Here is a 20,340-nt window from a genome sequence, read left to right as displayed (position 1 = left end):
TCGTGCATACCATGAAATGCTGCTTGTCTCTATTGGTTTAGCGGAAAAAGACAGTAAAAGGAAAGACCTGCGGAACTTGCAGCCGTTTATGCCTTCATGGCTACGCGATAATAGAGGTATGCCAACAAATACTGTTTAGATAAGTATTGGATATATTCCCGAGGAGAAACACCATAATACTCACGAAATGCCATATAAAAATGACTGCTGTTACGGTATCCCAGCATTAAAGCAACCTCATTGATTGCAAGGCTGGTGCCTTTCAGAAGAATCACGGCCCGCTCCATTCGCTGCGAAAGCAGGATTTCAGAAAATGATTTTCCCAGTTCCCGATGCAGAAGGGAAGAAATGTAATTAGTCTGGTAAGAAAATCGTGATCCGATGATCGTATTTATATCTGAGAGAATCATATTCTCCTTTTTTACTGGGATACTTCTTTTTTCTTAAAAAACGCCCCTTTAAATTCCGAGGGAGTCATATCCTCATACTGTTTAAAAACCTTAAAAAAGTACTTTTCATCAGAAAAGCCGCAGTAAAAGGCGATTTCCTTTAAGGTAAAGTCTGTGGAAGTCAGCAGATTTTTTGCAGACTCGATTCTTACGGAATTGATATACTGGGTCAGGGTGGTACCGGTCAGCTTCTTATAACTGCTGGAAAGGTAATCTGGATTGTAATGGAAAATTTCTGCAATCTGGGCAACCGTTATGGCCTGTTGAAAGTTGCGTCGGATCCAGTCCTGAATTCTGTAGATGTGGAGAGGATCCTCCTTCGGTGCCAGAAGGCGGGAGGAAAACTCCCCGGCCAGTTCTAACAGCAGGGCGGTTAGAGAGTAGTGCAGCAGATATTCGGAAGCAGGATACCGTCTCATGGATATATCGAGAAGCTGGGAAAACAGGAGGGGAACCCGTTTGCCATGTGTGAGCGTACCGGTTTCAGGCACAATGTATTTTTCAGGCAGTGCCTGGCTGATTTCTGAAGGATACTCCGTCTGATTGATATAGACGGGAGGTTCCGGAACATGAAAATGAACCCAGTAATAATGCAGATATTCCGATGATTCCTGCCAGCCATAGTGTTCGGTCTCCGCGTGCAGCAGAATGAACTGATTGGGTTCCAGTCTGTACTGAACACCATACTGGGAAATATTCAAGGTTCCTTTCAGAATATAAATCAGAACGAATGAATCAAGACATCGTTTTGGGTGTAAAAAATTCTTATTTTTAACCAGCTGTCCACAGGAAAGAAAAGTCAGCGGCCGGCTGCATGGAAGCATGAGATGATGCATGAAATCCCTCCTTTTGATGAAAAGTTTCCATATAAAGTATATCAGGAATTTTTTGTAAAATAAATGAAAAATAAAGAATATATAAGATATTTACACCTTATATAGAGTAAAAACGGTTGTGCATAAAGTATATAAAATATATAATTAGATCATAAAACTTATGCAAAAGTTTAGAGTTATCGAAGCTTTTGTGTAAAATAAAGTAAAGTCCAAATTGCGCGATTGGAATATTTACACCACAATTATGTCAAAAGGAGAAAAATTATGAGAAAGATGAAATGGGTGTTTGCAGCGGCCTGTCTTGCGTTTGTCCTTGGGGGATGCGGAGGAAACAGCAGCCAGCCGTCAGATACGGCGGCTCCTTCTGCGGAAGCTTCCGGGAAAACGGCTTCCACACAGCAGGAGCAGCCGGCAGATGATAAAAAGGGGGAATCAGTAACGCTGCGTTTCGCATGGTGGGGAGGAGATGACCGCCATACGGCAACATTAAAGGCTATCGAGGAATACCAGAAAATAAATCCGAATGTAAAGATCGAAGCTGAGTATCAGGGGTACGACGGATACAATGATAAGATTCTGACCCAGCTTGCCGGCGGAACCCAGCCGGACATCATGCAGACGATTGCAACGGCTGCGGCGGAGTATCAGGCGGCATTTCCGGATTCGTTTGTAAAACTGGATCAGCAGGATACCTTCAAACTTGATGTGTTCGATCAGGGATTTTTAGACAGTTTTTGTAAAGCGCACGATGGAAGTACAGTCGCAGTGCCATCCGGTGTCAGCTCCTATAATCTGGTGGTAAATAAGACCGTTACCGATGCCGCTGGAGTTGAACTGCCGGACAATATGACATGGGATGAGTTCCTGGAATATGGAAAACAGATTCATGCCGCTGATCCGGATTATTATATGATTACACTTTCTGATGATGACTGTAACCATTTTATGAGGTCTTATGTGCGGCAGCTGAGCGGTTACTGGACTATTTCCGAGGATTATGAGGTGGTTTCAGACAGAGATGCGCTGGTGAAGGCGTTTACTCTTCTTCAGAGCCTTTATAAAGAAGGAATTGCAGAGCCGATGGATACGGCATTTGCCTACAATGGGGACAAGGATGCCAACAAGAAACTGCTGAACAATGAAATCGCATGTTCTTACAGAGGATCTTCCTCCATTATTAATCTGGATACCAGCGGTGGAATGGTACTGGATGTGATAAATATCCCGATTGATCCGGACGCGAAGGAAACAGGGGTAATTACCCAGCCTTCCCAGTTATTTATGGTATCAGAAGGGCCAAACCGGGAGGAGGCTTTAAAGTTTATGCAGTGGCTGTATACAGATGAAGATGCGATCCGTATCTTAAGCGACTGCCGCGGAGTCCCTCCGACAGAGATTGGACGCCTTCAGCTGGAAAAGGAGAATCTCTTAAATCCTGTAGTCAACAAGGCGATCACGCTGGCTCTGGAAAAGACCGACGGTGCAGTTCCTCCTGTCAATGAAAATTCTGAGGTTTACGGATATCTCTTCCCGCTGATGCAGGAACTCTGCTATGACACGATCAGCCCGGAGGAAGCGGCAGATGAACTCATGGCCAATTTAACGGAAATCGTGGAGAAGCTGAAACCATAACCGCAGCAGAACAGTCAAAATTGCAGCAGAAAAAGAGCGGCAAAGTGTGTCCCGGAGGCCATGAACAAATCCTGGCCTTTCGGGATACGAAGAAGGGAATGTGTCAATGAATCTGATTGATTTTCATATGCATCCGTATTTAACCGGAAGTCAGTATACCGGTATGTATCTGGAACCAGGACCAGAATCAGGGAAGAATGTTATGGATAAAATCCGCTGTGACATGGAACGCGCCGGCATCAGTCATGTATGCGGATCTGTAATTGGAGGGGGAAACACAGTCTGGAAGGGATCCTTCCATGATCTTAAAGAACTGAACCGGTCAGCACTCGGGCTTAAACACATGTCGGACGGATTCTATACGCCAGGCTTTCATATCCATCCGGAATTTGTCCGGGAATCCATTGAAGAAATCGAATACATGGCAGAACACGGTGTGAGACTGATCGGGGAACTGGTGCCTTATGCTCATGGCGGTTACAGCTATTCAAGCGGGGCAATGGATAAAATTCTCCAGGCGGCTGAGGCGTACGGCATGGTGGTTAGTTACCATTCAACAGATGACGACGATGCTGACCGAATGGTAGAACGCCACCCCAAACTGACGTTTGTAGCAGCACATCCGGGTGAAAAACCACGCGTGGAACAGCACCTGGAGCGGATGAGACGGTATGATAATCTTTATCTGGATTTATCGGGAACAGGCCTGGCCAGACTGGGGATTCTGGCATACAGTGTACGCAGGCTGGGCGCGGAACGGTTTTTATTTGGAACGGATTATCCCATTAATAATCCGGCCATGTATGTACACGGGGTTCTGTATGAAGCACTTTCGGACAGGGAAAGAAGGATGATCTGTTACGAGAATGCGGAAAGGATTTTAGGAATTCATATTTTTGAAGGGGAAGGGGACCACTGATGAAGAACAAGAAACAGGGAACAATGCTGGAACGGAGAAACAACCAGGGATACTTGTATCTGCTTCCCTGGATTATCGGATTCCTGATTTTCCAGTTGTATCCGATCGCCATGTCACTGTATTACTCGTTTACAGACTACAGCTTTGGCAGCCAATATGATTTTGTTGGACTGGCCAATTATCTTCAGATTTTTACAAAGGACCGGGAAGTGAAAAATTCTCTGGCCGTTACCTTTAAATTTGTCTTTATGTCGGTGCCGATGAAGCTCATCAGTGCGCTGATTATTGCAATGCTTTTAAATCAGGCTCTGAAAGGAATCGGGCTTTTCAGAACGATCTACTATCTGCCCTCCATTCTGGGAGGAAGCGTGGCGATTGCCATTTTATGGAGACATTTATTTGATTTAAACGGAGTTGTCAATGTATTTTTAAACAGGCTTGGAATTAAAAGCATTGGATTTCTGACAGACCCGAAAATCGCACTGACCACTATAAGTATGCTGTCGGTCTGGCAGTTCGGATCCTCCATGCTGTTTTTTCTGGCGGCGTTAAAACAGGTTCCCCAGTCACTTTATGAGGCAGCGAAGATTGACGGTGCCGGGCCGGTGCGCTCCTTCTTTAAAATTACGATTCCCATGATCAGTCCCATGACGCTGTTTAACATTATTATGCAGATGATCAACGCGTTTCAGGAGTATACGGCTCCGGCGGTTATTACAGGCGGCGGTCCGGTGAAAAAGACACAGGTCCTGGCGATGACGCTGTACCAGAATGCATTTACCTATCGTAAAATGGGGTATGCATCTGCAATTTCCTGGATTATGTTTATCATAATTATAATCTTTACTGTATTTATCTTTTCGACCAGTGCGAAATGGACCTTTTACGGCGATGAGGAGGGCTGATGATGAACCGGAAAATAGCTAAAATCAGAAAAATTGTGCTGAAAACCATATCCTATCTGGTGCTGACTGCTCTGGGAATTGTCTTTATCTATCCCCTTTTATTCATGCTGTCCGCATCATTTAAGACGAATCAGGAACTGATGACTTCCATGAGTCTGATTCCTAAAAGTATCTCGTTTGACAGTTACATAAACGGCTGGAAAGGCGTAGGGACGTACACGTTTGGCCACTTTATGAAGAATTCCGGTATCCTTGTCGTTCCTGTTGTGCTGTTTACCGTGATTTCTTCTTCGCTGGTGGCATATGGATTTGCAAGGTTTAAGTTTAAAGGGCACGGCCTGTTGTTCGGAGCCATGCTCTCAACCATGATGCTTCCCAACGCAGTGGTCATCGTTCCTCGTTATATCATGTTCCGGCAGATGGGCTGGCTGAATACTTATGTACCGTTTTATGCGCTGTCCCTGTTTGCCTGTTACCCGTTTTTTATCTTCTCCATGGTTCAGTTTATCAGGGGGATTCCCAAAGATATTGATGAATCCGCATTTATGGATGGGTGCTCTACATTTGGGATCTTTGTGTATATGATACTGCCGCTGGCGAAGCCATGCCTGTTTTCCATGGCAATCTTTCAGTTCATCTGGACCTGGAATGATTACTTTAATCCATTGATTTTTATCAATAGTGTTAATAAATATACGGTTATGCAGGGGCTGAGGATGTGTATGGACAGTTCCAGCGGAATCTCGTGGGGGCCGATTATGGCGCTTTCACTGATTGCCATACTGCCCTGTGTTATCATTTTCTTTGCTGCCCAGAAATATTTTGTCGAAGGTGTTGCGACAACAGGTTTGAAAGGATAAAAAATGAACGATACAATAACAAATAATATGTTCCCGCGCTGGAATTCATTTGAAAGCAGAAACATGGAAAAAATGCTTCTTCTGTTTGCAGATACTGGAAAGGCTCACGCGGCGGCGGGAGATATCGGGGAACTGGAGAAGTACTTCGATTTTGCGAAGCGTGCCGGAAGCCGGTTTGACTGGGTACAGCTGCACAGCGGGTACTTTTTCAACCATGCGGAGCTTTCAAAGTACCCGGACAATGGAATTGAAATTGATACAAAGACGAATGCATTTATAGACGAAGCCGTCCGTATATGCAAAAAGAATGGAAAAAAAGTATCATATATGATGGGAGACTATGCGCCGTTAGAGTGTCTGCTGGAGAGATATCCACAGGTGAGAAATTTAAACAACGGCCTCTTCTGGGAACTCCTTTACGATGCGGCCTGCGGCATCTTTAAACGCTTTCCGGAGCTGGATGAACTTGCCATGTACTTTTTTGAATCAAAGAATCTGCTGCACTATAATAATTTCTTTGGCTGCATGAATTATGGTCTGGATTTTAATGAAAAGACCTTACGTGAACATCCGGAACTGGTTATGAAGCAGGAGGGGCAGTCCTACCCCTATTTAAGCTTCGGTGATCATCTGCGTATGATGCTTCAGGCGGTGTCCACAGCCTGCAGAGACTGTGGAAAGAGCTTTACGCTGCTGACTCATGTGTGGTTTCCTTACCAGGAAGAAATTCTGTATGAGGCACTGAAAGATTTCCCGGCAGATCTGCCGATCCTGTTGGAGCATAACTATACGACGGGAGACTTTAACCCGGCACTGCCTGCGCCGGCACTGATCAAACGGCTTCCTCACATGAACCATGGCCTCTGCTTCTGCTGCGGCATGGAATACCACGGCCTTTCCCTGGTGCCCTGCTGTTTTCCGGAGGCCATGGAGGCAACTGTCCATGATGCCATGGAGGCGACCGCTAATTTAAAACGGATTACGGTACGGCCCATCTGGGATGGACAGAGCCTTCTGGGTTCTCCCAATGAGATTAATTTGTATTATCTGCTGCAGCTTTCTGACCAGGCGGACAGGGATCCCGAGGTGGCGTGGAAGGAATGGATCGCCGGAAAATACGGAATTACAGACGAGGAATCTGAACTGATACTGGCTTCTGCCCTGCGAAAGTCGTATGAAGTGGTAAGAAAAGTCTTTTTTGAATTTGGTGTGAGGACCAATGACCATTCTCATATTCCAAACTTTTCGCACCTGGAGTCACGGCTGTTTAATTACGGAAAAGCGCTGATTCACTGGTGTCCAACTCCGGAAAACAAGCAGAATATTTACGATCTCCTGATCAGGCCGGGCAGTAAGATACTCCGGATGCACCGGGAACTGCACGAGGAATCCCTGCATCTGATCGAACAGGCGCTCGGGAACGTGAAATTGCTGGAAAACAGGATGAGGCCGGAAGATTACGAAGATATTATCCGGCGTTATGGGGATATGAAGGTATGGGTTTTGCTTCATCAGGAAGAATATGAGGCATATATCCGGCTTCTGATTCAGAGAAAGACTCCTTCGGAGCGAAACCAGGCCATGGCGGAAAAATCGCTTGTGCGGCTGGGTAAGATGGCAGAGCGGATCAGATCCGGGGAGATAAAAGACTGCTATCTGTTTTCGGTCGACCATGTGGAGTCGTTTATAGAGGACTGCCGCAGGGAGTTTGATCAGATATAGATAAAGGGGCAGCACGGCGAAAAAAGACAAACAATAAAGGATGGACTAAGATATGAATCAAAAGCATTTTACAAAGGCCGTTGCATCGGTTGTGGTGGAGGATTCCTTCTGGAAGCCGATTATGGAAGTGACAAGGACCCAGATGATCCCATATCAGTGGAAAGCTCTAAACGATGAACTTCCGGATATAGAGCCCAGCCACTGCATCCGGAACTTCAAGGTGGCGGCCGGCCTGATGGATGCGGAATTTGACGGCCGGGTTTTCCAGGACAGTGATGTTGCAAAATGGATAGAAGCTGCTTCCTATTCCCTGGAATGGCATCCCGATGAGGAACTGGAGAAAAAGATCGACGATACAGTGGATTTGATTATCATGTCACAGCAGCCTGACGGATATATTGGAACTTATTACTCCATCAACGGCCTGGAGAAGCGCTGGACCAACGTCATGCGTCATCACGAGCTTTACTGTGCGGGACATATGCTGGAGGCGGCTGTCGCTTACTGCCGTGTGACGGGCAAGGACCGTTTTTTAAACGCAATGATCCGGTTTGTGGATTATATCGATACGGTATTTGGCCCGGAGGAAGGCAAGCTTCATTCTTATCCCGGTCATGAAGTGATTGAGATGGCGCTGATGAGGCTGTACGAAATTACGAAGAACGAAAAGCATTTAAGACTCGCCAAATATTTTATTGATGAGCGGGGGAAACAGCCCTGCTGTTTTGAAAAGGAGATCGAAACGTACCACAATGAATACCCATGGAAGGACAGCTTCTTTCAGTTCCATTACTATCAGGCAGGGGCACCGGTCAGAGAAATGAAGGATGCAGCAGGCCATGCGGTACGCGCCGTATATTTATATTCGGGTATGGCAGATGTGGCGAGGGAAACACTGGATGACACCCTCTATGAAGCGTGTAAAGCCATGTGGGACAGTATTGTCAACAGGCGTATGTACATTACCGGTGCGATTGGTTCTTCCGCGTATGGAGAGGCCTTTACAATTGACTACGATCTGCCGGGAGACTTAATGTATGGTGAGACGTGTGCCTCTGTGGGAATGGTGTTTTTTGCCTGCCGCATGCTGCAGATGGAGCAGCGCGGGGAGTACGCTGATGTTATGGAGCGTCTGCTGTATAACGGTACGATCAGCGGTATGGCATTGGATGGAAAAAGCTTTTTCTATGTGAATCCATTGGAGGTATATCCGAAGAAGGATGAGGAGGTGCAGGCATTCCGCCATGTAAAGGTAGAACGGCAGAAATGGTTTGCATGCGCCTGCTGCCCGCCGAATCTGGCACGTCTGGTGGAGTCTGTGGGAGCTTATATTTATACGCAGAGCGAAGACAGGCTGTATGTCAATCTGTTTATCGGCAGTGAGACGGAGGTATTTTCAGGAGAAGAAGCTGCCCATATCCATATGGAAACAGGATACCCATGGACGGGAAACGTGAAGCTTGTGACCGAATGCGAAAGCGGCAGGGAATGGGAAATCGCACTGCATTTGCCTGGGTGGTGCAGGCAGTTTGATATCCTTGTAGATGGAGAACCTGTGGGATACCGGACAGAAGCCGGATACCTCTATCTGAAGCGCTGCTGGAAAGGACGGCATGAAATTGTCTTTGTTATGAAGCTGGAAGCCCGTCTGGTGCGGTCTAATCCCAGGGTCAGGGATAATATGGGGAAAACCGCAGTGATGCGCGGACCAGTGGTGTACTGCCTGGAAGAGGCGGACAACGGTCCTGACCTGCACTGCATCGAGATCCCCGAGGAAACGGTATTTAAAGAAGAATACAGAAAGGATTTGCTGGGAGGCGTGGTTGTCCTGGAATCTGTGGGACGAAAGATCAGAGAGGAGGAAGGTATCCCTCTGTACTTTGATGAAAAGAATGAGAAGTATGATGAAAAGAAGCTCTTGTGGATTCCCTACTACAGCTGGGCCAACCGAAGCGCCGGAGAGATGATGGTATGGGTGAGAAGAGTGACACTGTGAATCCTTGAATTAGCTTTGATTTAAGAGGCAGGGAGAGGAAGCGGAATCAAACCCGCTTCTCCTCCCTGCTTTTCTGCGGTCATTAGGATGCGAAAAAATTGATCTCTTGACAAGAACCGGGAAATTGTTATAATATAAAAATAAAAATCATTTTCAAATTCAGGAGCGCCCATATGGCAGAACGAGGCAGATACAAGACAAAACAACAGGAAATCATATTAGATTGTCTGAAAAAACAGAAGTCACGCTTTCTGACGGTGGACCAGATTATGGACTGTCTAAAAGAGGACGGGGTGGCTGTCGGACAGACAACCGTATACCGGGTATTGGAACGCATGGTCGATGATGGAAAGATGATCAGGCTTCCAACGGAAGATGGAGCCAAAGTCCGCTACTGTTTTGTGGACAAAGAGGACTTGAACAAGCAGGGGAAACTGGTATGCCTGGGCTGCGGCCGTTTTATTCCTCTCGAATGTTCTAAAATGAAAGCTTTTCTGGACCATATTTATGAGGAACATGGATTTGAACTGGATCAGCAGCATACAATCCTGTATGGCTATTGTGAAAGCTGCAAAGATCGGCATTCTGGCATAAAAAGTGATTTATGACGGCAGAAGAATCTGCAGCAGAAAGGAGGAGACGAAGTGAACTGTTCTATAAAACAAAAAAGAATCTGTGCATTCCTGGCAGCGTTCCTTGTGACCGCGGTGCTGCTTCTCTCCGGCTTTTTTATCGTTACCCATACGGAACATGATTGTACAGGTGAGGACTGCCCTGTCTGCGCGGAGCTTCATGCCTGCGCTGCCACAATCCGCTTGATAACAGAAGCGGCAGGCACAGGAGCGGTCGTTATCTTTACATATATGATTACTCAGAAACTCTTATTATCTTACCAGTCCGGACGCTCTTTGTGCCCGGTTTCTTTGGTCAGCTTGAAAATCCGTTTAGATAATTGAAACTTCCTTCTGACAAGGCTGTTTTCTATCCATATAACCAATGCCCTTTGAGACAGTGCGTCTTGTGAGTCAGGACGTCCTGTCAGGGAGTGGTGTATTGAGGCTGGAAATCTGCCTTGTTTTTTGTGTGCGCATTTATTTGATATCACTATAAAAACACATGTCAGGAGGAGTATCATAATGAAAAAAAAACTAAATTTTACATTTTGCCGGCTGGTCGTGCCGGCGCTCGTTTCTGCTGCTTTGCTTTCCGGCTGCTCCGGAAAGACCGCCGCACCCGGGGGCGCTGATGGAGAGCCGGTTCAAACGACTGCAGTAAGTGAACGTGAAGGAAAGGATACAGACTGCGGGAAACTGAAGGTAATGGCAAGCTTTTATCCCATGTTTGATTTTGCTGTTAAAATTGGCGGAGATAAAGCGGAGGTGACGAACATGGTTACGGCCGGCACAGAACCACATGACTGGGAACCGGCTGTATCCGATATCAGGAATCTGGAGGAGGCGGACCTCTTTGTCTACAGCGGGGCGGGGCTGGAGCATTGGGCCGATGATGTGCTGGCCAGCCTGGAAACCAGGAACCTGATCGTGGCGGAAGCCTCCAGCGGACTTACACTCCGGGAAGGCCACGGTCAGTTCGATCCCCATGTATGGCTCAGTCCGGAGAACGCGAAGAAAGAAATGGAAAACATAAAAGATGCTTATGTCAAAGCAGATCCGGACAACAAGGATTACTATGAAGAAAATTATAAGACCTATGCTGCAGCGTTTGATAAGCTGGACCGGAAATATAAGGATACGCTGTCTGCCCTGCCCAATAAGAGTATTGTGGTGTCCCATGAGGCCTTTGGTTATCTCTGCGATGCTTATGGGCTGACCCAGATGGGCATCGAGGGACTGTCCCCTGATTCTGAACCGGATCCGGCAAGGATGGCGGAAATCATTGATTATGTAAAAGAGAATCACGTCAGGGTCATCTTTTTTGAAGAACTGGCAAGCCCGAAGGTGGCGGAGACAATTGCGAGGGAAACTGGAGCCGGGATCCGGGTTTTAAATCCGTTAGAGGGATTAAGCGACGAGGAGATAAAAGGAGGAGCGGACTACTTCTCCGTAATGGAAGATAACTTAAAGCAGCTGGAAGCAGCGCTTCAATAAAGACCGCAATAAGGACAGGAATAAAGACAGGAACAGGAGAAGAGAGAATGGATGCCATTGCAGTGAAAGGACTGGATTTTTCCTACGGAAATACCAGGATATTAAAAAACATAAATTTTACCGTTCCCGAGGGCCGGTTTGCGGTTCTGCTGGGCCCCAATGGGGCAGGAAAAAGCACCCTGCTAAAGCTTATGCTGGGGGAACTTCCGTTAAATGGACAGAACGGCAGGATCGAACTTCTGGGACGGGAGATCCGGCAGTTTAAAAACTGGCAGAAGGTCAGCTGTGTTTCCCAGAACGGCATGGCAACCTGTCAGAACTTTCCGGCCTCCGTGGAGGAGATCGTCCAGGCAAATTTATACGCCCAGATTGGAAGATTCCGGTTTGCAGGGAAAAAGGAGAAGGAGCAGGTCCGATGTGCGCTGGAAAAGGTTGGGATGGAAGCGTTTGCAAAAAGGCTGATCGGCCGTCTGTCCGGAGGGCAGCAGCAGAGAGTCTTGCTGGCAAAAGCTCTGGTGAATGAGCCCGGACTTCTGCTGCTGGATGAACCAGCCTCCGGTATGGACGAGAACAGTACCATGCTGTTTTACCAGCTTCTCTGCCGGATTAACCGGGAGCAGGGGGTGACCATATGGATTATCACTCATGACCGGAAACGGCTGGAAGCTTATGCGGATGATATCTGGTTTTTAGAAGATGGTACGATGAAACAGGTCCGGTCAGGACCGAAGGAGGAGTGTTATGGAGATCTTTAAATATGCGTTTATGCAGCGGGCCTTCCTTGTCGGTATTCTTCTGGCGGCCGTCATCCCGTGTATCGGGATGGTGATGGTATGCAGGCGTCTGTCCATGATTGGGGATGCCCTGTCCCACACATCGCTGGCAGGGGTAGCGGCCGGACTGATCCTGGGGCTGAATCCTGTCCTGACGGCTGCGGCCGCCTGTGTGATTGCTGCCATTGGAATTGAAGCGATACGCAGGAAGCTTCCCAGATTTTCAGAGATGTCCATCGCTGTTGTCATGTCTGCCGGGATCGGCCTGGCAGGCGTCCTGTCGGGATTTGTAAAGAATGCGGCTGATTTTAACAGCTTTCTGTTTGGAAGTATTGTGGCAGTCAGTGACACGGAGCTGGCTCTGGTGACTGCCGTCAGCATAACGGTTCTGCTTTTGTTTCTGCTGATGTACAAAGAATTGTTTTACATATCTTTAGATGAACAGAGCGCCAGGATGGCCGGAGTGCCGGTAAAGGCGGTGAACTTCCTCTTTACCGTTTTAATCGCTGTGACGGTTTCTGTCGCTGCCAGGACAGTAGGGGCGCTCATTGTCTCTTCCATGATGGTGGTTCCCGCAGCCTGCGCGATGCAGTTTGGAACAAACTTCCGCCAGACGCTTCTCTGTGCAGTGGTGCTGGACGTTCTGTTTATGATCACGGGGCTGTTCGCCGCCTATTACCTGGGATTGAAGCCGGGCGGCACGATCGTGCTGGTGGGAGTGACGGTTTTAATACTGGTGTTTGCAGGAAAGAGAGTTTTACTGCGGAAATAGTCATGTACGGAGTACAGAGAGGAAAACGGTACGAATCGGCTGGCAGGAGCCGGAGTGGGAGAAACAGATCAGGAATAACGAGAGCTGCCGGATGAGCAGCAGAATGGAGTGCATATGACTGATATTTACATTATATCCGGTTTTTTAGGCGCGGGTAAAACGACACTGATTAAGACAATGGTGCGTTCCGCGTTCAGGAATAAGGAAATCGTTGTGATAGAAAATGACTTCGGTGAGGCCGGAATTGACGCCGGACTGCTGCGGGAATGCAATCTGGCTGTTACCAGCTTAAGTGACGGCTGCATTTGCTGCAGCCTGACCGGAGACTTTGAGAAAGCGATCGAGCGCGTCGTAAAAGAGTATGCGCCGGAGGCTGTTTTAGTGGAGCCGTCGGGCGTGGGAAAATTATCTGATATCATTAAAATCTGTTTCAAACAGGAAGATAAGGGCTGCCTCCATTTAAAAAAGGCAATCACAGTCGTGGATGTCCGTTCCTTTGATAAATACAGGAAAAATTACGGCGAATTTTTTGAGGATCAGATAGCCTATGCTGATTTGATTATGCTGAGCCACCAGGAGGAGGCTGCCGAAGAGATTAGAACGGTAGGGGCTAAACTTCGGGAACTGAATCCGGAGGCCAGAATCGAGGCGGACTTCTGGGAATCCATTCCCGCATCGGTATTCCGCCAGGGTCTGCGAAACAGCAGCATCTTCAGGCTGGAGATGGAGACGGCGGTGGCGATGAAGCCTGTGCGAATTCGCAAAAGCAGAGAGCAGTCTAAGAAAGCCGGTTTTATCCGCCGCCATTTTGCAGGGGAGGTATTCGCTTCTGTTACCATAGAATGGAAGGAATCCCTTACGGAGGAACAGCTTCAAAAAAAGGTAATGCATGTTACAGCATACGCGGAAGGAGAAATCCTCCGCGGAAAAGGGATTGTGGCGAGCGGAAGCCGCGGGCTGGTCTTTCACTATCTGCCGGATTATTTAAGCATTGAACCTGTAAATACAGCGGGAAATCAGGTCTGTTTCACGGGTACCGGCCTTAATGAGAAGCAGATACGAATGTTATTCAGCGAGGAAACAGTATGACAGTGCCGGCATGGGTGATAACCGGCCTCCTGGATTCGGGAAAGACGACCCTCATCAACCGGTTGATCGAAGAAAAACTGGACGAACTGGACATTTTGGTTCTCCAGTTTGAATCTGGTGAAACACCTTTAACAGAACAGGAGCGTGTTAAGAAGCTGGTGTTCTCTAAAAGCCAGCTGGAGCGGGCGCCATTGGATATTGCCGATACCGTGATCGAATATCTGAACAGCCACAGTACAGAATTAATTTTAATTGAATGGAACGGAATGGAACACTTCCATAAACTGGAGGAAATGTTTCTGCAATTTATGGCAAAAACGGTGATGAGCATTGAAAAGGTAGTCTATGTTGCGGACGATACGGGAATTCAGGCGGGGATTCCGGATGCCGGAGCAGCCGCGTTTTCACAGATTGCCGGGAGTGACTGCGCTTACATCAGATCAAAGGGGAGGGAACACGGCAGGGTAAAACCGGATCTTCTGTATAACTGCAGCCCGGACATTCGGGTATATACTGACCGTAAATGGGAGCGCTTTATGCGGGATATCTTTCATGTTCGCATGCAGCCGCAGCATTTTCTGCTGATGGCCGCCGCGGCGGCAGTGCTTTTTTTACTGACGGTTTCTTCCCTTGACGAGATTGGATTTTCCTTCGGACGGTATATCAGTGTATACCTTGGAGTATTTTTACAGGCCGCACCGTTTCTTTGGATTGGGGTCCTTCTTTCCTCGCTGATACAGGTCTGCTTAAAACCGGACTGGATTCAAAGGAAATTCCCCGAAAAAATCCTGGCGGGCCAGCTGTTTGCGGTCATTGCCGGATTTTTTCTGCCGGTATGCGACTGTGCGTCCATCCCGGTATTTAAAAGCCTGGTCAAAAAGGGAGTGCCGATGCCTGCTGCCGTGACCTTTATGCTGGTATCCCCGGTTATCAATCCGGTGGTCATCCTTTCCACCTGGTACGCGTTTAACGGCAATTATCAAATGATCGCGGCAAGATGTGGTTTGGGGGTGCTTTGTGCTGTGCTCTGCGGGTTTACTTACCTGTTTAAACCGCCGGAGGATTATCTGCTGGAAAATGCCGTGCCTCTTCAGAACGCGTGCGAGAATTACAGCCTGCCGGCAGCAGCAGACAGCAGGCTGTCCCATTTTTTCCTGATCATGCGGCACGCTCAGAATGAATTTTTTTCCGTGGGGAAATTTCTGCTCACCGGGATTTTTGTATCGACGCTGTTTCAGGATTTTATTCCTCAGGCAGTGACAGCAGGCAGTGGGGCGGCGCCGTGGAAAGCGCTTCTTCTGATGATGGGACTGGCTTTTGTGCTGTCTCTCTGTTCTTCCTCTGATGCCGTGGTGGCCAGAAGTATGGCGGCAAGCCTTCCTGCCGGGGCAGTTCTCGGCTTTCTGGTATTTGGTCCAATGATGGATATTAAAAATGCCGCCATGCTGCTTTCCGGTTTTAAATCTGCTTTTGTGTTCCGCCTGTTTGTAACCGCATTTCTTGTCTGTTTCCTGGTGATGATGCTGTTCATGCTCTGGGGGAGCGGAGGGATCCGAATATGACGCTGAGAGGAAAAGGAATTAATGTTCAGGTACTGACAGAATGTATCTGTTATCTGCTGTTTGGATTCCTGTTGTTTCATCTTACGTATTCAGGCCGGTATTTAAATTACGTGACGCCGAGGATGAAACCATACCTTTATGGCATGGCCGCTTTTATGCTTTTATGGGCGGTGATGAATGGAAGATATCTGCTGACACCGCAGTACCGGGCAAAACTGGCGCGTTCCTTTGTGTTTATCATTCCGATTCTGCTGCTTGCCCTGCGGCCGGCCGCGCCGGGAGGGGGAAGTATGGTCAGAAGCTATGACAGCCCAGGCTTCCCTGTATCTTCCGGGAAGGACGGAGGGCAGATGGCAGATCGTCGAGGACAGCAGCCGATACCGACACCCGATGGAGGAGCGCAGGATGTGCCTTCCGATGATGGAACGGATGCGGCCCGGTCAGACGGAGAGGAAAATCCGCAGGATAACTTAAGCGGTCTGGATGAGTCAGCCAATACCATCACAATTGCAGATGAGGATTACTATCCGTGGATGTATGAACTGAGCAGCTCCTATGAAAGGTATGAAGGCTATACGGTAATAATAAAAGGCTTTGTCTATCGTGATTCGGAAATCCGGGAAACGTGTGATTTTGCCCTGGTCCGCCTGTCTATGTGGTGCTGCGCTGCGGATTTGAGCCCTGTCGGCTTTCTGGTGGACAATGGAGGAACGCTGGATTTTAAAGACGATGACTGGGTGGTGGTAAAAGGAACCTTAGGGATCAGCGAGGACGGCCAGTCCCTGCTGTTAAAGGCCCAGAGTATTGAGACAGCCGAGAAGCCGGAGGAGGAATACGTTTATCCGTATTTTTAAATGAACCTCAGGCAGGCTGCCAGGGGACTCCTCCTGGATCTGCCCTTTACAGGCCGATTGCATTGTTCTGCGGATTACAGCAGCAGGGATCACAGCCGCAGCAAGGGCAGCAGCATTGACGGCATGGCGGAACAGGAGTCCCGCAGGAAGGAGTCATTGCACTGACGGGAACGCTTGGCAAGCTGAACTGACTGCCCGTGTAAGCCTGTACGAGGTAGTGATACATGGTATAAGGCGAAAGTCCGGCATCGCTGTAAGATGCAGCGGCTGTTACATGAATGAGCTGGTACGGGCCGTCGGCGGATTCGCTGCCGTACCGTCTGTTGATCCATTTATTGCATGCACAGATCCATTTGCAGGTGCAGCCATAATGGATGCAATGCTGACTATCGGGTTCACTTGCTTCTTCATAGTAGTCCTCCTGATCTAACAGTGATGCAGTCAATGAAGACTGCAGGTCAATCGTGATAAAAATTTTCCTTCTGTCATTGGTGCGTTATATTGTCAGTCAGATGTTAACATGGCTGCGGTTGTCTAAAAACTGCACAGCTTTTGTCTTCCAACGGCTGATAGAGCCGCTCTGCCTGGACCTTTGTACTGATGAGACATAGTCTCAATTACAGTATATGCGTCCGAAGTACCAATGGTTTTTTGCATAAAGTACGTTTAAAAAATAACAAAAATATATATTTTTCACGGTTCCGTAACGCTTACGTCTAAAAGCTGTAGCTTGCATTATGGTATGCTGTTTAACAATGGCAACGAGAAATATGTTGAAAAAACCTGTGTAATAGCATAGAATATCGTTAATACAAAGAAACAGATGAGAAGGTGCAGGAGAGGGGTAAGGATGGCAGAACTCAGAAACGGCGGGCATTATGGATAAAAAATTGCTGGAATTTTTTTATGATATGCGGATCGTGCGAAGAAAACTGAAACAGTTGAAGGAACAGTACGGATTCTGCGGAATAGTATTTCTGGATGTGAAGTCAGAAACCTTTTTATTCACCGAACAGAAGCTTCGGGAAGTGTTTGAAGATCCAAATTCCCGGATTCTTCAGAGCAGCAGTTTTGAGAGCCTGAATGAATTCGTCCGAAATCTTTATCAGACAGAGGAAACAGACAGACATGCCTGTCCATATGATTTTACCAATATAAAAGTGGAAGATGAGCAGGGAAGCTACTGGGTCCAGCTGTATGCATGTAAGTGGACGATCAGCCGCAGACGCAAAATAGCCGGGATTATCTGGATCAAGCTGGAGGAAAAGGAACAGGGGCAGAAGGAACAGGAGAAAAGGGAACAGGGGAGGGAGAATGGCATTGCCGGTAATTACTGGATACAAAAGAGTTCCATTACCGATAAATACTTAAAGGACACATCGGATAACTACTTATTCGAGTGGAATATTGCCGATGACAGACTGCTTTTGTCAGAAAACTGGAACAGTAAATTCAGCGCCAGGGGTTCCGGGAAAAGACTGAATGGGCAGATGATAGAATGGTATATCGTGAAGGAGGATATTCCCAGATTCCACAAGCTTCAGAATGATATTATGAATGGTGAAAGCCCGGAGGATATTCTTCTGAGATTCTATATAAAAGACGATAAGCACGATTATGCGTGGTGCAATGTCAGCTTTCTGAGTATACTCTGCGATGACCGGACGCCCATGTACGTCGTGGGGCGGGTGCGGGATATTGATAAAAAGCTTCGCGGCCTGCGCCATGGAAATGATTCCTTCTACACATCAAACAGAAGGGAGGCAAGACAAAAGATTGATAAGCTTTTAGCTGTGAAGGAGTCAGAGAAAATCCATGCGCTTCTCGTTATCCGACTGAATATGAATGAGGCGGCCAAAAACGAAGAGACCTTCTGGGGAGAATCAGCGATTTCCTATTCCCTCGTTAAAAACCTGACCTATATGATTTATCCAACCGATATCCTGCTGGTCCATGACAATTATATGGTTGTATTTCTGGGGGACATGGGGAATGAAGAAAATGTGCTGAGAAAAGCGGCCCGAATCCATAAGGTATTTGAAAGCATGATACCGGAGAATGTATTCGCGGAAATTGGCATTGCCCTTTGGCCGCGTGACGGGAAAACGTATGAAGAACTGTTGATGTATGCGGAAAAACCGATGATTATTAAAGCAAAGTGGTTTGAAACAGAGTTTGCCGGAGAAGAAACGGACGGTCCCGGAGAAGCGGCCCATGAAACAGAGACGTTCAAAAACCAGGAGCAGTGGCCGATCAGCGTCGTCTCAGATATTATGGATGACTGGTACCATATGCTGTATATGAATTCACGGTTAAAAAGGCAGATGGAGCTTGCGGAATCGCAGATCATGCTGGGGCAGATAAAACCACACTTTATTTTTAATGCGCTTGCCAATATTAAAGCGCTGATTTATACAGATCCTGATCTGGCGGAGAAGCTTATTATCGCGTTTACGAAGTATTTAAGGACGCATTTAAACGCGCTGGGGAAGGAGGAGATGGCCCGGTTTCCGGATATACTGGATTTTGTGGATAATTATATCCAGGTGGAACAGAGCCGCTTTCCCGGAAAGATCAAAGTGGTTTATGACATTCAATACGATGAGTTTCAAATGCCTCATTTTATTATACAGCCGTTGGTTGAAAATGCTATTAAGCATGGACTCTGCAAGAAAAACGGAACCGGAAGACTTCGCATCGCATCGTATCAGGCCGGTGATGAAATCTGTATTGAGATAGAGGACGACGGGATCGGATTTGACCGGATGCCTGAAAGAACAGTGGATAGCGGAATCGGACTTGAAAATGTGAGAAAAAGGCTTTCCTATCTGCTGGATGGAAGTCTGGCGCTCCACAGTGAGCCGGGAAAAGGGACGAGAGCTGTGATTCGGTTTAAGGAGAGACAGACATGAAGATGAAGACGATTATCGTGGAGGATGAGGCTAATATATTGTCAGAGACGAAGCGTAATCTGGAACGGATGGCAGATATAGAAGTGCTGGGAGGATTCCTGTCTCCTCTCGAAGCACTGAAATTTGCTCATGGCCATGACATCGATTTAGCCATTTTAGATATTGAAATGGCTGGAATCAACGGGATGGACTTAGCCGAGCTGCTGAAGAAAATCTATCCGGCTGTTCAGATCCTGTTTTCTACCGGATACAGCCAGTATGCCATGAAAGCATACCAGCTTCAGGCAATGGCGTATCTGATGAAACCGTACTCTTATTCGGAACTGGAAAATGCGGTCCACCGCTGCAAGGCTTTGATTGAGGGACTTCGTTTTGACAAAAAAGAGCGGAAGATATATGTGAGAACCTTTGGTAATTTTAATGTGTATGTGGACGGAGAAGCGCTGTTCTTTCCGTACGGAAAAGCGAAAGAGCTGTTTGCCTTTCTGGTCAATGCAAGGGGAGGAGCCGTAACCATGGAGCAGATAGTTACTTCGCTCTGGGAAAACCGGCCGTATGATAACCGCGCCAAACAGCTTTACCGAAAGGCGGTTTCTCTTATGCGATCGACATTCCGCAATGCGGGAATTGAAAATATCTGCTTTTATTACAGGAGCTGTCTTGCAGGCAATACGAAGATGTATTCCTGTGACTATGAGGAATTTCTGGATGGATCAATCGAGCAGAGAAGGACGTATAACGGCAACTATATGGCCGAGTACAGCTGGGCCGAAGATACAAACGCAGTGTTGAGCAATATGGTGGACTATTAATGCCCGTGAGCAGCAGGTATCTATGGAGTGGATTACAGCAGGGAGTTTTCCGTTCCATAGTACCTCCGGCGGAAAAATATAAAAAGGAAAACGGTATTTAAATATCCGGATCGAGCGGGTGTTTGAATGCTTTTTTTTA

Annotated in this window: 19 protein-coding genes; 16 read left to right on the top strand and 3 right to left on the bottom strand. The window is 47.4% G+C overall.

The genetic code is table 11. The features are described 5' to 3' along the window. Positions 1-86 precede the first annotated feature (86 nt). Positions 87-410 carry a helix-turn-helix transcriptional regulator gene (locus NE473_RS06530; RefSeq protein WP_055649819.1) on the bottom strand — a complete coding sequence of 108 codons (324 nt, stop codon included), beginning with the start codon at positions 408-410 and terminating at the stop codon, positions 87-89. An 11-nt stretch (positions 411-421) separates the two neighbouring features. After that, the gene (locus tag NE473_RS06525; protein WP_022030799.1) at positions 422-1,285 is read right to left on the bottom strand and encodes an AraC family transcriptional regulator; all 864 of its coding nucleotides are present in this window, start codon (positions 1,283-1,285) and stop codon (positions 422-424) included. Between the two features lie 264 nt (positions 1,286-1,549). Here NE473_RS06525 and NE473_RS06520 point away from each other — a divergent pair, with 264 nt between their 5' ends. From NE473_RS06520 to NE473_RS06455, 14 genes are all read left to right on the top strand, one after another. Continuing rightward, a complete protein-coding gene (locus NE473_RS06520) occupies positions 1,550-2,917 on the top strand; it encodes an ABC transporter substrate-binding protein (RefSeq protein WP_055649818.1) in 1,368 nt (455 codons plus the stop codon). Between the two features lie 106 nt (positions 2,918-3,023). Then, positions 3,024-3,836: an amidohydrolase family protein gene (locus NE473_RS06515; RefSeq protein WP_055649817.1), complete on the top strand. Its 813-nt coding sequence runs from the start codon at positions 3,024-3,026 to the stop codon at positions 3,834-3,836. Then, positions 3,833-4,741, top strand: a complete 909-nt coding sequence (locus NE473_RS06510; protein ID WP_373238205.1) for a carbohydrate ABC transporter permease — start codon at positions 3,833-3,835, stop codon at positions 4,739-4,741. The genes NE473_RS06515 and NE473_RS06510 overlap by 4 nt, the downstream gene beginning before the upstream one ends. Further along, entirely contained in the window at positions 4,741-5,601 is an 861-nt protein-coding gene (locus NE473_RS06505; RefSeq protein WP_006773767.1) for a carbohydrate ABC transporter permease, read from the top strand. The genes NE473_RS06510 and NE473_RS06505 overlap by 1 nt, the downstream gene beginning before the upstream one ends. Before the next feature lie 3 nt (positions 5,602-5,604). After that, complete coding sequence (locus NE473_RS06500) at positions 5,605-7,323, top strand: hypothetical protein (protein ID WP_006773766.1); 1,719 nt, start codon at positions 5,605-5,607, stop codon at positions 7,321-7,323. Between the two features lie 52 nt (positions 7,324-7,375). Then, positions 7,376-9,319 carry a glycoside hydrolase family 127 protein gene (locus NE473_RS06495; RefSeq protein ID WP_055649816.1) on the top strand — a complete coding sequence of 648 codons (1,944 nt, stop codon included), beginning with the start codon at positions 7,376-7,378 and terminating at the stop codon, positions 9,317-9,319. Positions 9,320-9,492: 173 nt separating this feature from the next. Then, positions 9,493-9,927: a Fur family transcriptional regulator gene (locus NE473_RS06490; RefSeq protein WP_006773762.1), complete on the top strand. Its 435-nt coding sequence runs from the start codon at positions 9,493-9,495 to the stop codon at positions 9,925-9,927. A 36-nt stretch (positions 9,928-9,963) separates the two neighbouring features. Further along, positions 9,964-10,275: a hypothetical protein gene (locus NE473_RS06485; protein WP_006773761.1), complete on the top strand. Its 312-nt coding sequence runs from the start codon at positions 9,964-9,966 to the stop codon at positions 10,273-10,275. Positions 10,276-10,455: 180 nt separating this feature from the next. After that, positions 10,456-11,427 carry a metal ABC transporter substrate-binding protein gene (locus tag NE473_RS06480; protein WP_006773760.1) on the top strand — a complete coding sequence of 324 codons (972 nt, stop codon included), beginning with the start codon at positions 10,456-10,458 and terminating at the stop codon, positions 11,425-11,427. Between the two features lie 47 nt (positions 11,428-11,474). Further along, complete coding sequence (locus NE473_RS06475) at positions 11,475-12,182, top strand: metal ABC transporter ATP-binding protein (protein WP_055649815.1); 708 nt, start codon at positions 11,475-11,477, stop codon at positions 12,180-12,182. After that, positions 12,169-12,972 carry a metal ABC transporter permease gene (locus NE473_RS06470; RefSeq protein WP_055649814.1) on the top strand — a complete coding sequence of 268 codons (804 nt, stop codon included), beginning with the start codon at positions 12,169-12,171 and terminating at the stop codon, positions 12,970-12,972. The genes NE473_RS06475 and NE473_RS06470 overlap by 14 nt, the downstream gene beginning before the upstream one ends. Positions 12,973-13,086: 114 nt before the next feature. Beyond that, entirely contained in the window at positions 13,087-14,061 is a 975-nt protein-coding gene (locus NE473_RS06465; RefSeq protein WP_055649813.1) for a CobW family GTP-binding protein, read from the top strand. Further along, positions 14,058-15,623: a permease gene (locus tag NE473_RS06460; RefSeq protein WP_055649812.1), complete on the top strand. Its 1,566-nt coding sequence runs from the start codon at positions 14,058-14,060 to the stop codon at positions 15,621-15,623. The genes NE473_RS06465 and NE473_RS06460 overlap by 4 nt, the downstream gene beginning before the upstream one ends. Then, positions 15,620-16,477, top strand: a complete 858-nt coding sequence (locus NE473_RS06455) for a TIGR03943 family putative permease subunit (protein ID WP_055649811.1) — start codon at positions 15,620-15,622, stop codon at positions 16,475-16,477. The genes NE473_RS06460 and NE473_RS06455 overlap by 4 nt, the downstream gene beginning before the upstream one ends. Positions 16,478-16,523: 46 nt before the next feature. Here NE473_RS06455 and NE473_RS06450 read toward each other — a convergent pair whose 3' ends face one another. After that, a complete protein-coding gene (locus NE473_RS06450; RefSeq protein ID WP_155521580.1) occupies positions 16,524-16,922 on the bottom strand; it encodes a fibronectin type III domain-containing protein in 399 nt (132 codons plus the stop codon). A gap of 433 nt (positions 16,923-17,355) precedes the next feature. Between NE473_RS06450 and NE473_RS06445 the strand changes: the two genes are divergently transcribed. Both NE473_RS06445 and NE473_RS06440 read left to right on the top strand, forming a co-directional pair. Then, positions 17,356-19,389 (top strand): histidine kinase, encoded by a 2,034-nt coding sequence (locus NE473_RS06445; protein ID WP_055649810.1) that lies wholly within the window; start codon positions 17,356-17,358, stop codon positions 19,387-19,389. After that, positions 19,386-20,201 carry a response regulator gene (locus NE473_RS06440; RefSeq protein WP_006773747.1) on the top strand — a complete coding sequence of 272 codons (816 nt, stop codon included), beginning with the start codon at positions 19,386-19,388 and terminating at the stop codon, positions 20,199-20,201. Before NE473_RS06445 ends, NE473_RS06440 begins: the two co-directional genes overlap by 4 nt. The last annotated feature ends 139 nt before the right edge of the window (positions 20,202-20,340 follow it).

Source organism: Hungatella sp. SL.1.14, assembly GCF_024460495.1.
GTDB lineage: Bacteria > Bacillota > Clostridia > Lachnospirales > Lachnospiraceae > Hungatella > Hungatella hathewayi.
This window is presented reverse-complemented; position numbering and strand designations above follow the sequence as displayed.

What these genes read in the sequence shown, in the direction of transcription:
- NE473_RS06520 (WP_055649818.1), top strand. Translation starts at nt 1,550, where the DNA reads ATGAGAAAGATGAAATGGGTGTTTGCAGCGGCCTGTCTTGCGTTTGTC.
- NE473_RS06480 (WP_006773760.1), top strand. Translation starts at nt 10,456, where the DNA reads ATGAAAAAAAAACTAAATTTTACATTTTGCCGGCTGGTCGTGCCGGCG.
- NE473_RS06505 (WP_006773767.1), top strand. Translation starts at nt 4,741, where the DNA reads ATGATGAACCGGAAAATAGCTAAAATCAGAAAAATTGTGCTGAAAACC.
- NE473_RS06490 (WP_006773762.1), top strand. Translation starts at nt 9,493, where the DNA reads ATGGCAGAACGAGGCAGATACAAGACAAAACAACAGGAAATCATATTA.
- NE473_RS06525 (WP_022030799.1), bottom strand. Translation starts at nt 1,285, where the DNA reads ATGCATCATCTCATGCTTCCATGCAGCCGGCCGCTGACTTTTCTTTCC.
- NE473_RS06495 (WP_055649816.1), top strand. Translation starts at nt 7,376, where the DNA reads ATGAATCAAAAGCATTTTACAAAGGCCGTTGCATCGGTTGTGGTGGAG.
- NE473_RS06445 (WP_055649810.1), top strand. Translation starts at nt 17,356, where the DNA reads ATGGATAAAAAATTGCTGGAATTTTTTTATGATATGCGGATCGTGCGA.
- NE473_RS06475 (WP_055649815.1), top strand. Translation starts at nt 11,475, where the DNA reads ATGGATGCCATTGCAGTGAAAGGACTGGATTTTTCCTACGGAAATACC.
- NE473_RS06440 (WP_006773747.1), top strand. Translation starts at nt 19,386, where the DNA reads ATGAAGATGAAGACGATTATCGTGGAGGATGAGGCTAATATATTGTCA.
- NE473_RS06500 (WP_006773766.1), top strand. Translation starts at nt 5,605, where the DNA reads ATGAACGATACAATAACAAATAATATGTTCCCGCGCTGGAATTCATTT.
- NE473_RS06470 (WP_055649814.1), top strand. Translation starts at nt 12,169, where the DNA reads ATGGAGATCTTTAAATATGCGTTTATGCAGCGGGCCTTCCTTGTCGGT.
- NE473_RS06455 (WP_055649811.1), top strand. Translation starts at nt 15,620, where the DNA reads ATGACGCTGAGAGGAAAAGGAATTAATGTTCAGGTACTGACAGAATGT.
- NE473_RS06460 (WP_055649812.1), top strand. Translation starts at nt 14,058, where the DNA reads ATGACAGTGCCGGCATGGGTGATAACCGGCCTCCTGGATTCGGGAAAG.
- NE473_RS06530 (WP_055649819.1), bottom strand. Translation starts at nt 410, where the DNA reads ATGATTCTCTCAGATATAAATACGATCATCGGATCACGATTTTCTTAC.
- NE473_RS06515 (WP_055649817.1), top strand. Translation starts at nt 3,024, where the DNA reads ATGAATCTGATTGATTTTCATATGCATCCGTATTTAACCGGAAGTCAG.
- NE473_RS06465 (WP_055649813.1), top strand. Translation starts at nt 13,087, where the DNA reads ATGACTGATATTTACATTATATCCGGTTTTTTAGGCGCGGGTAAAACG.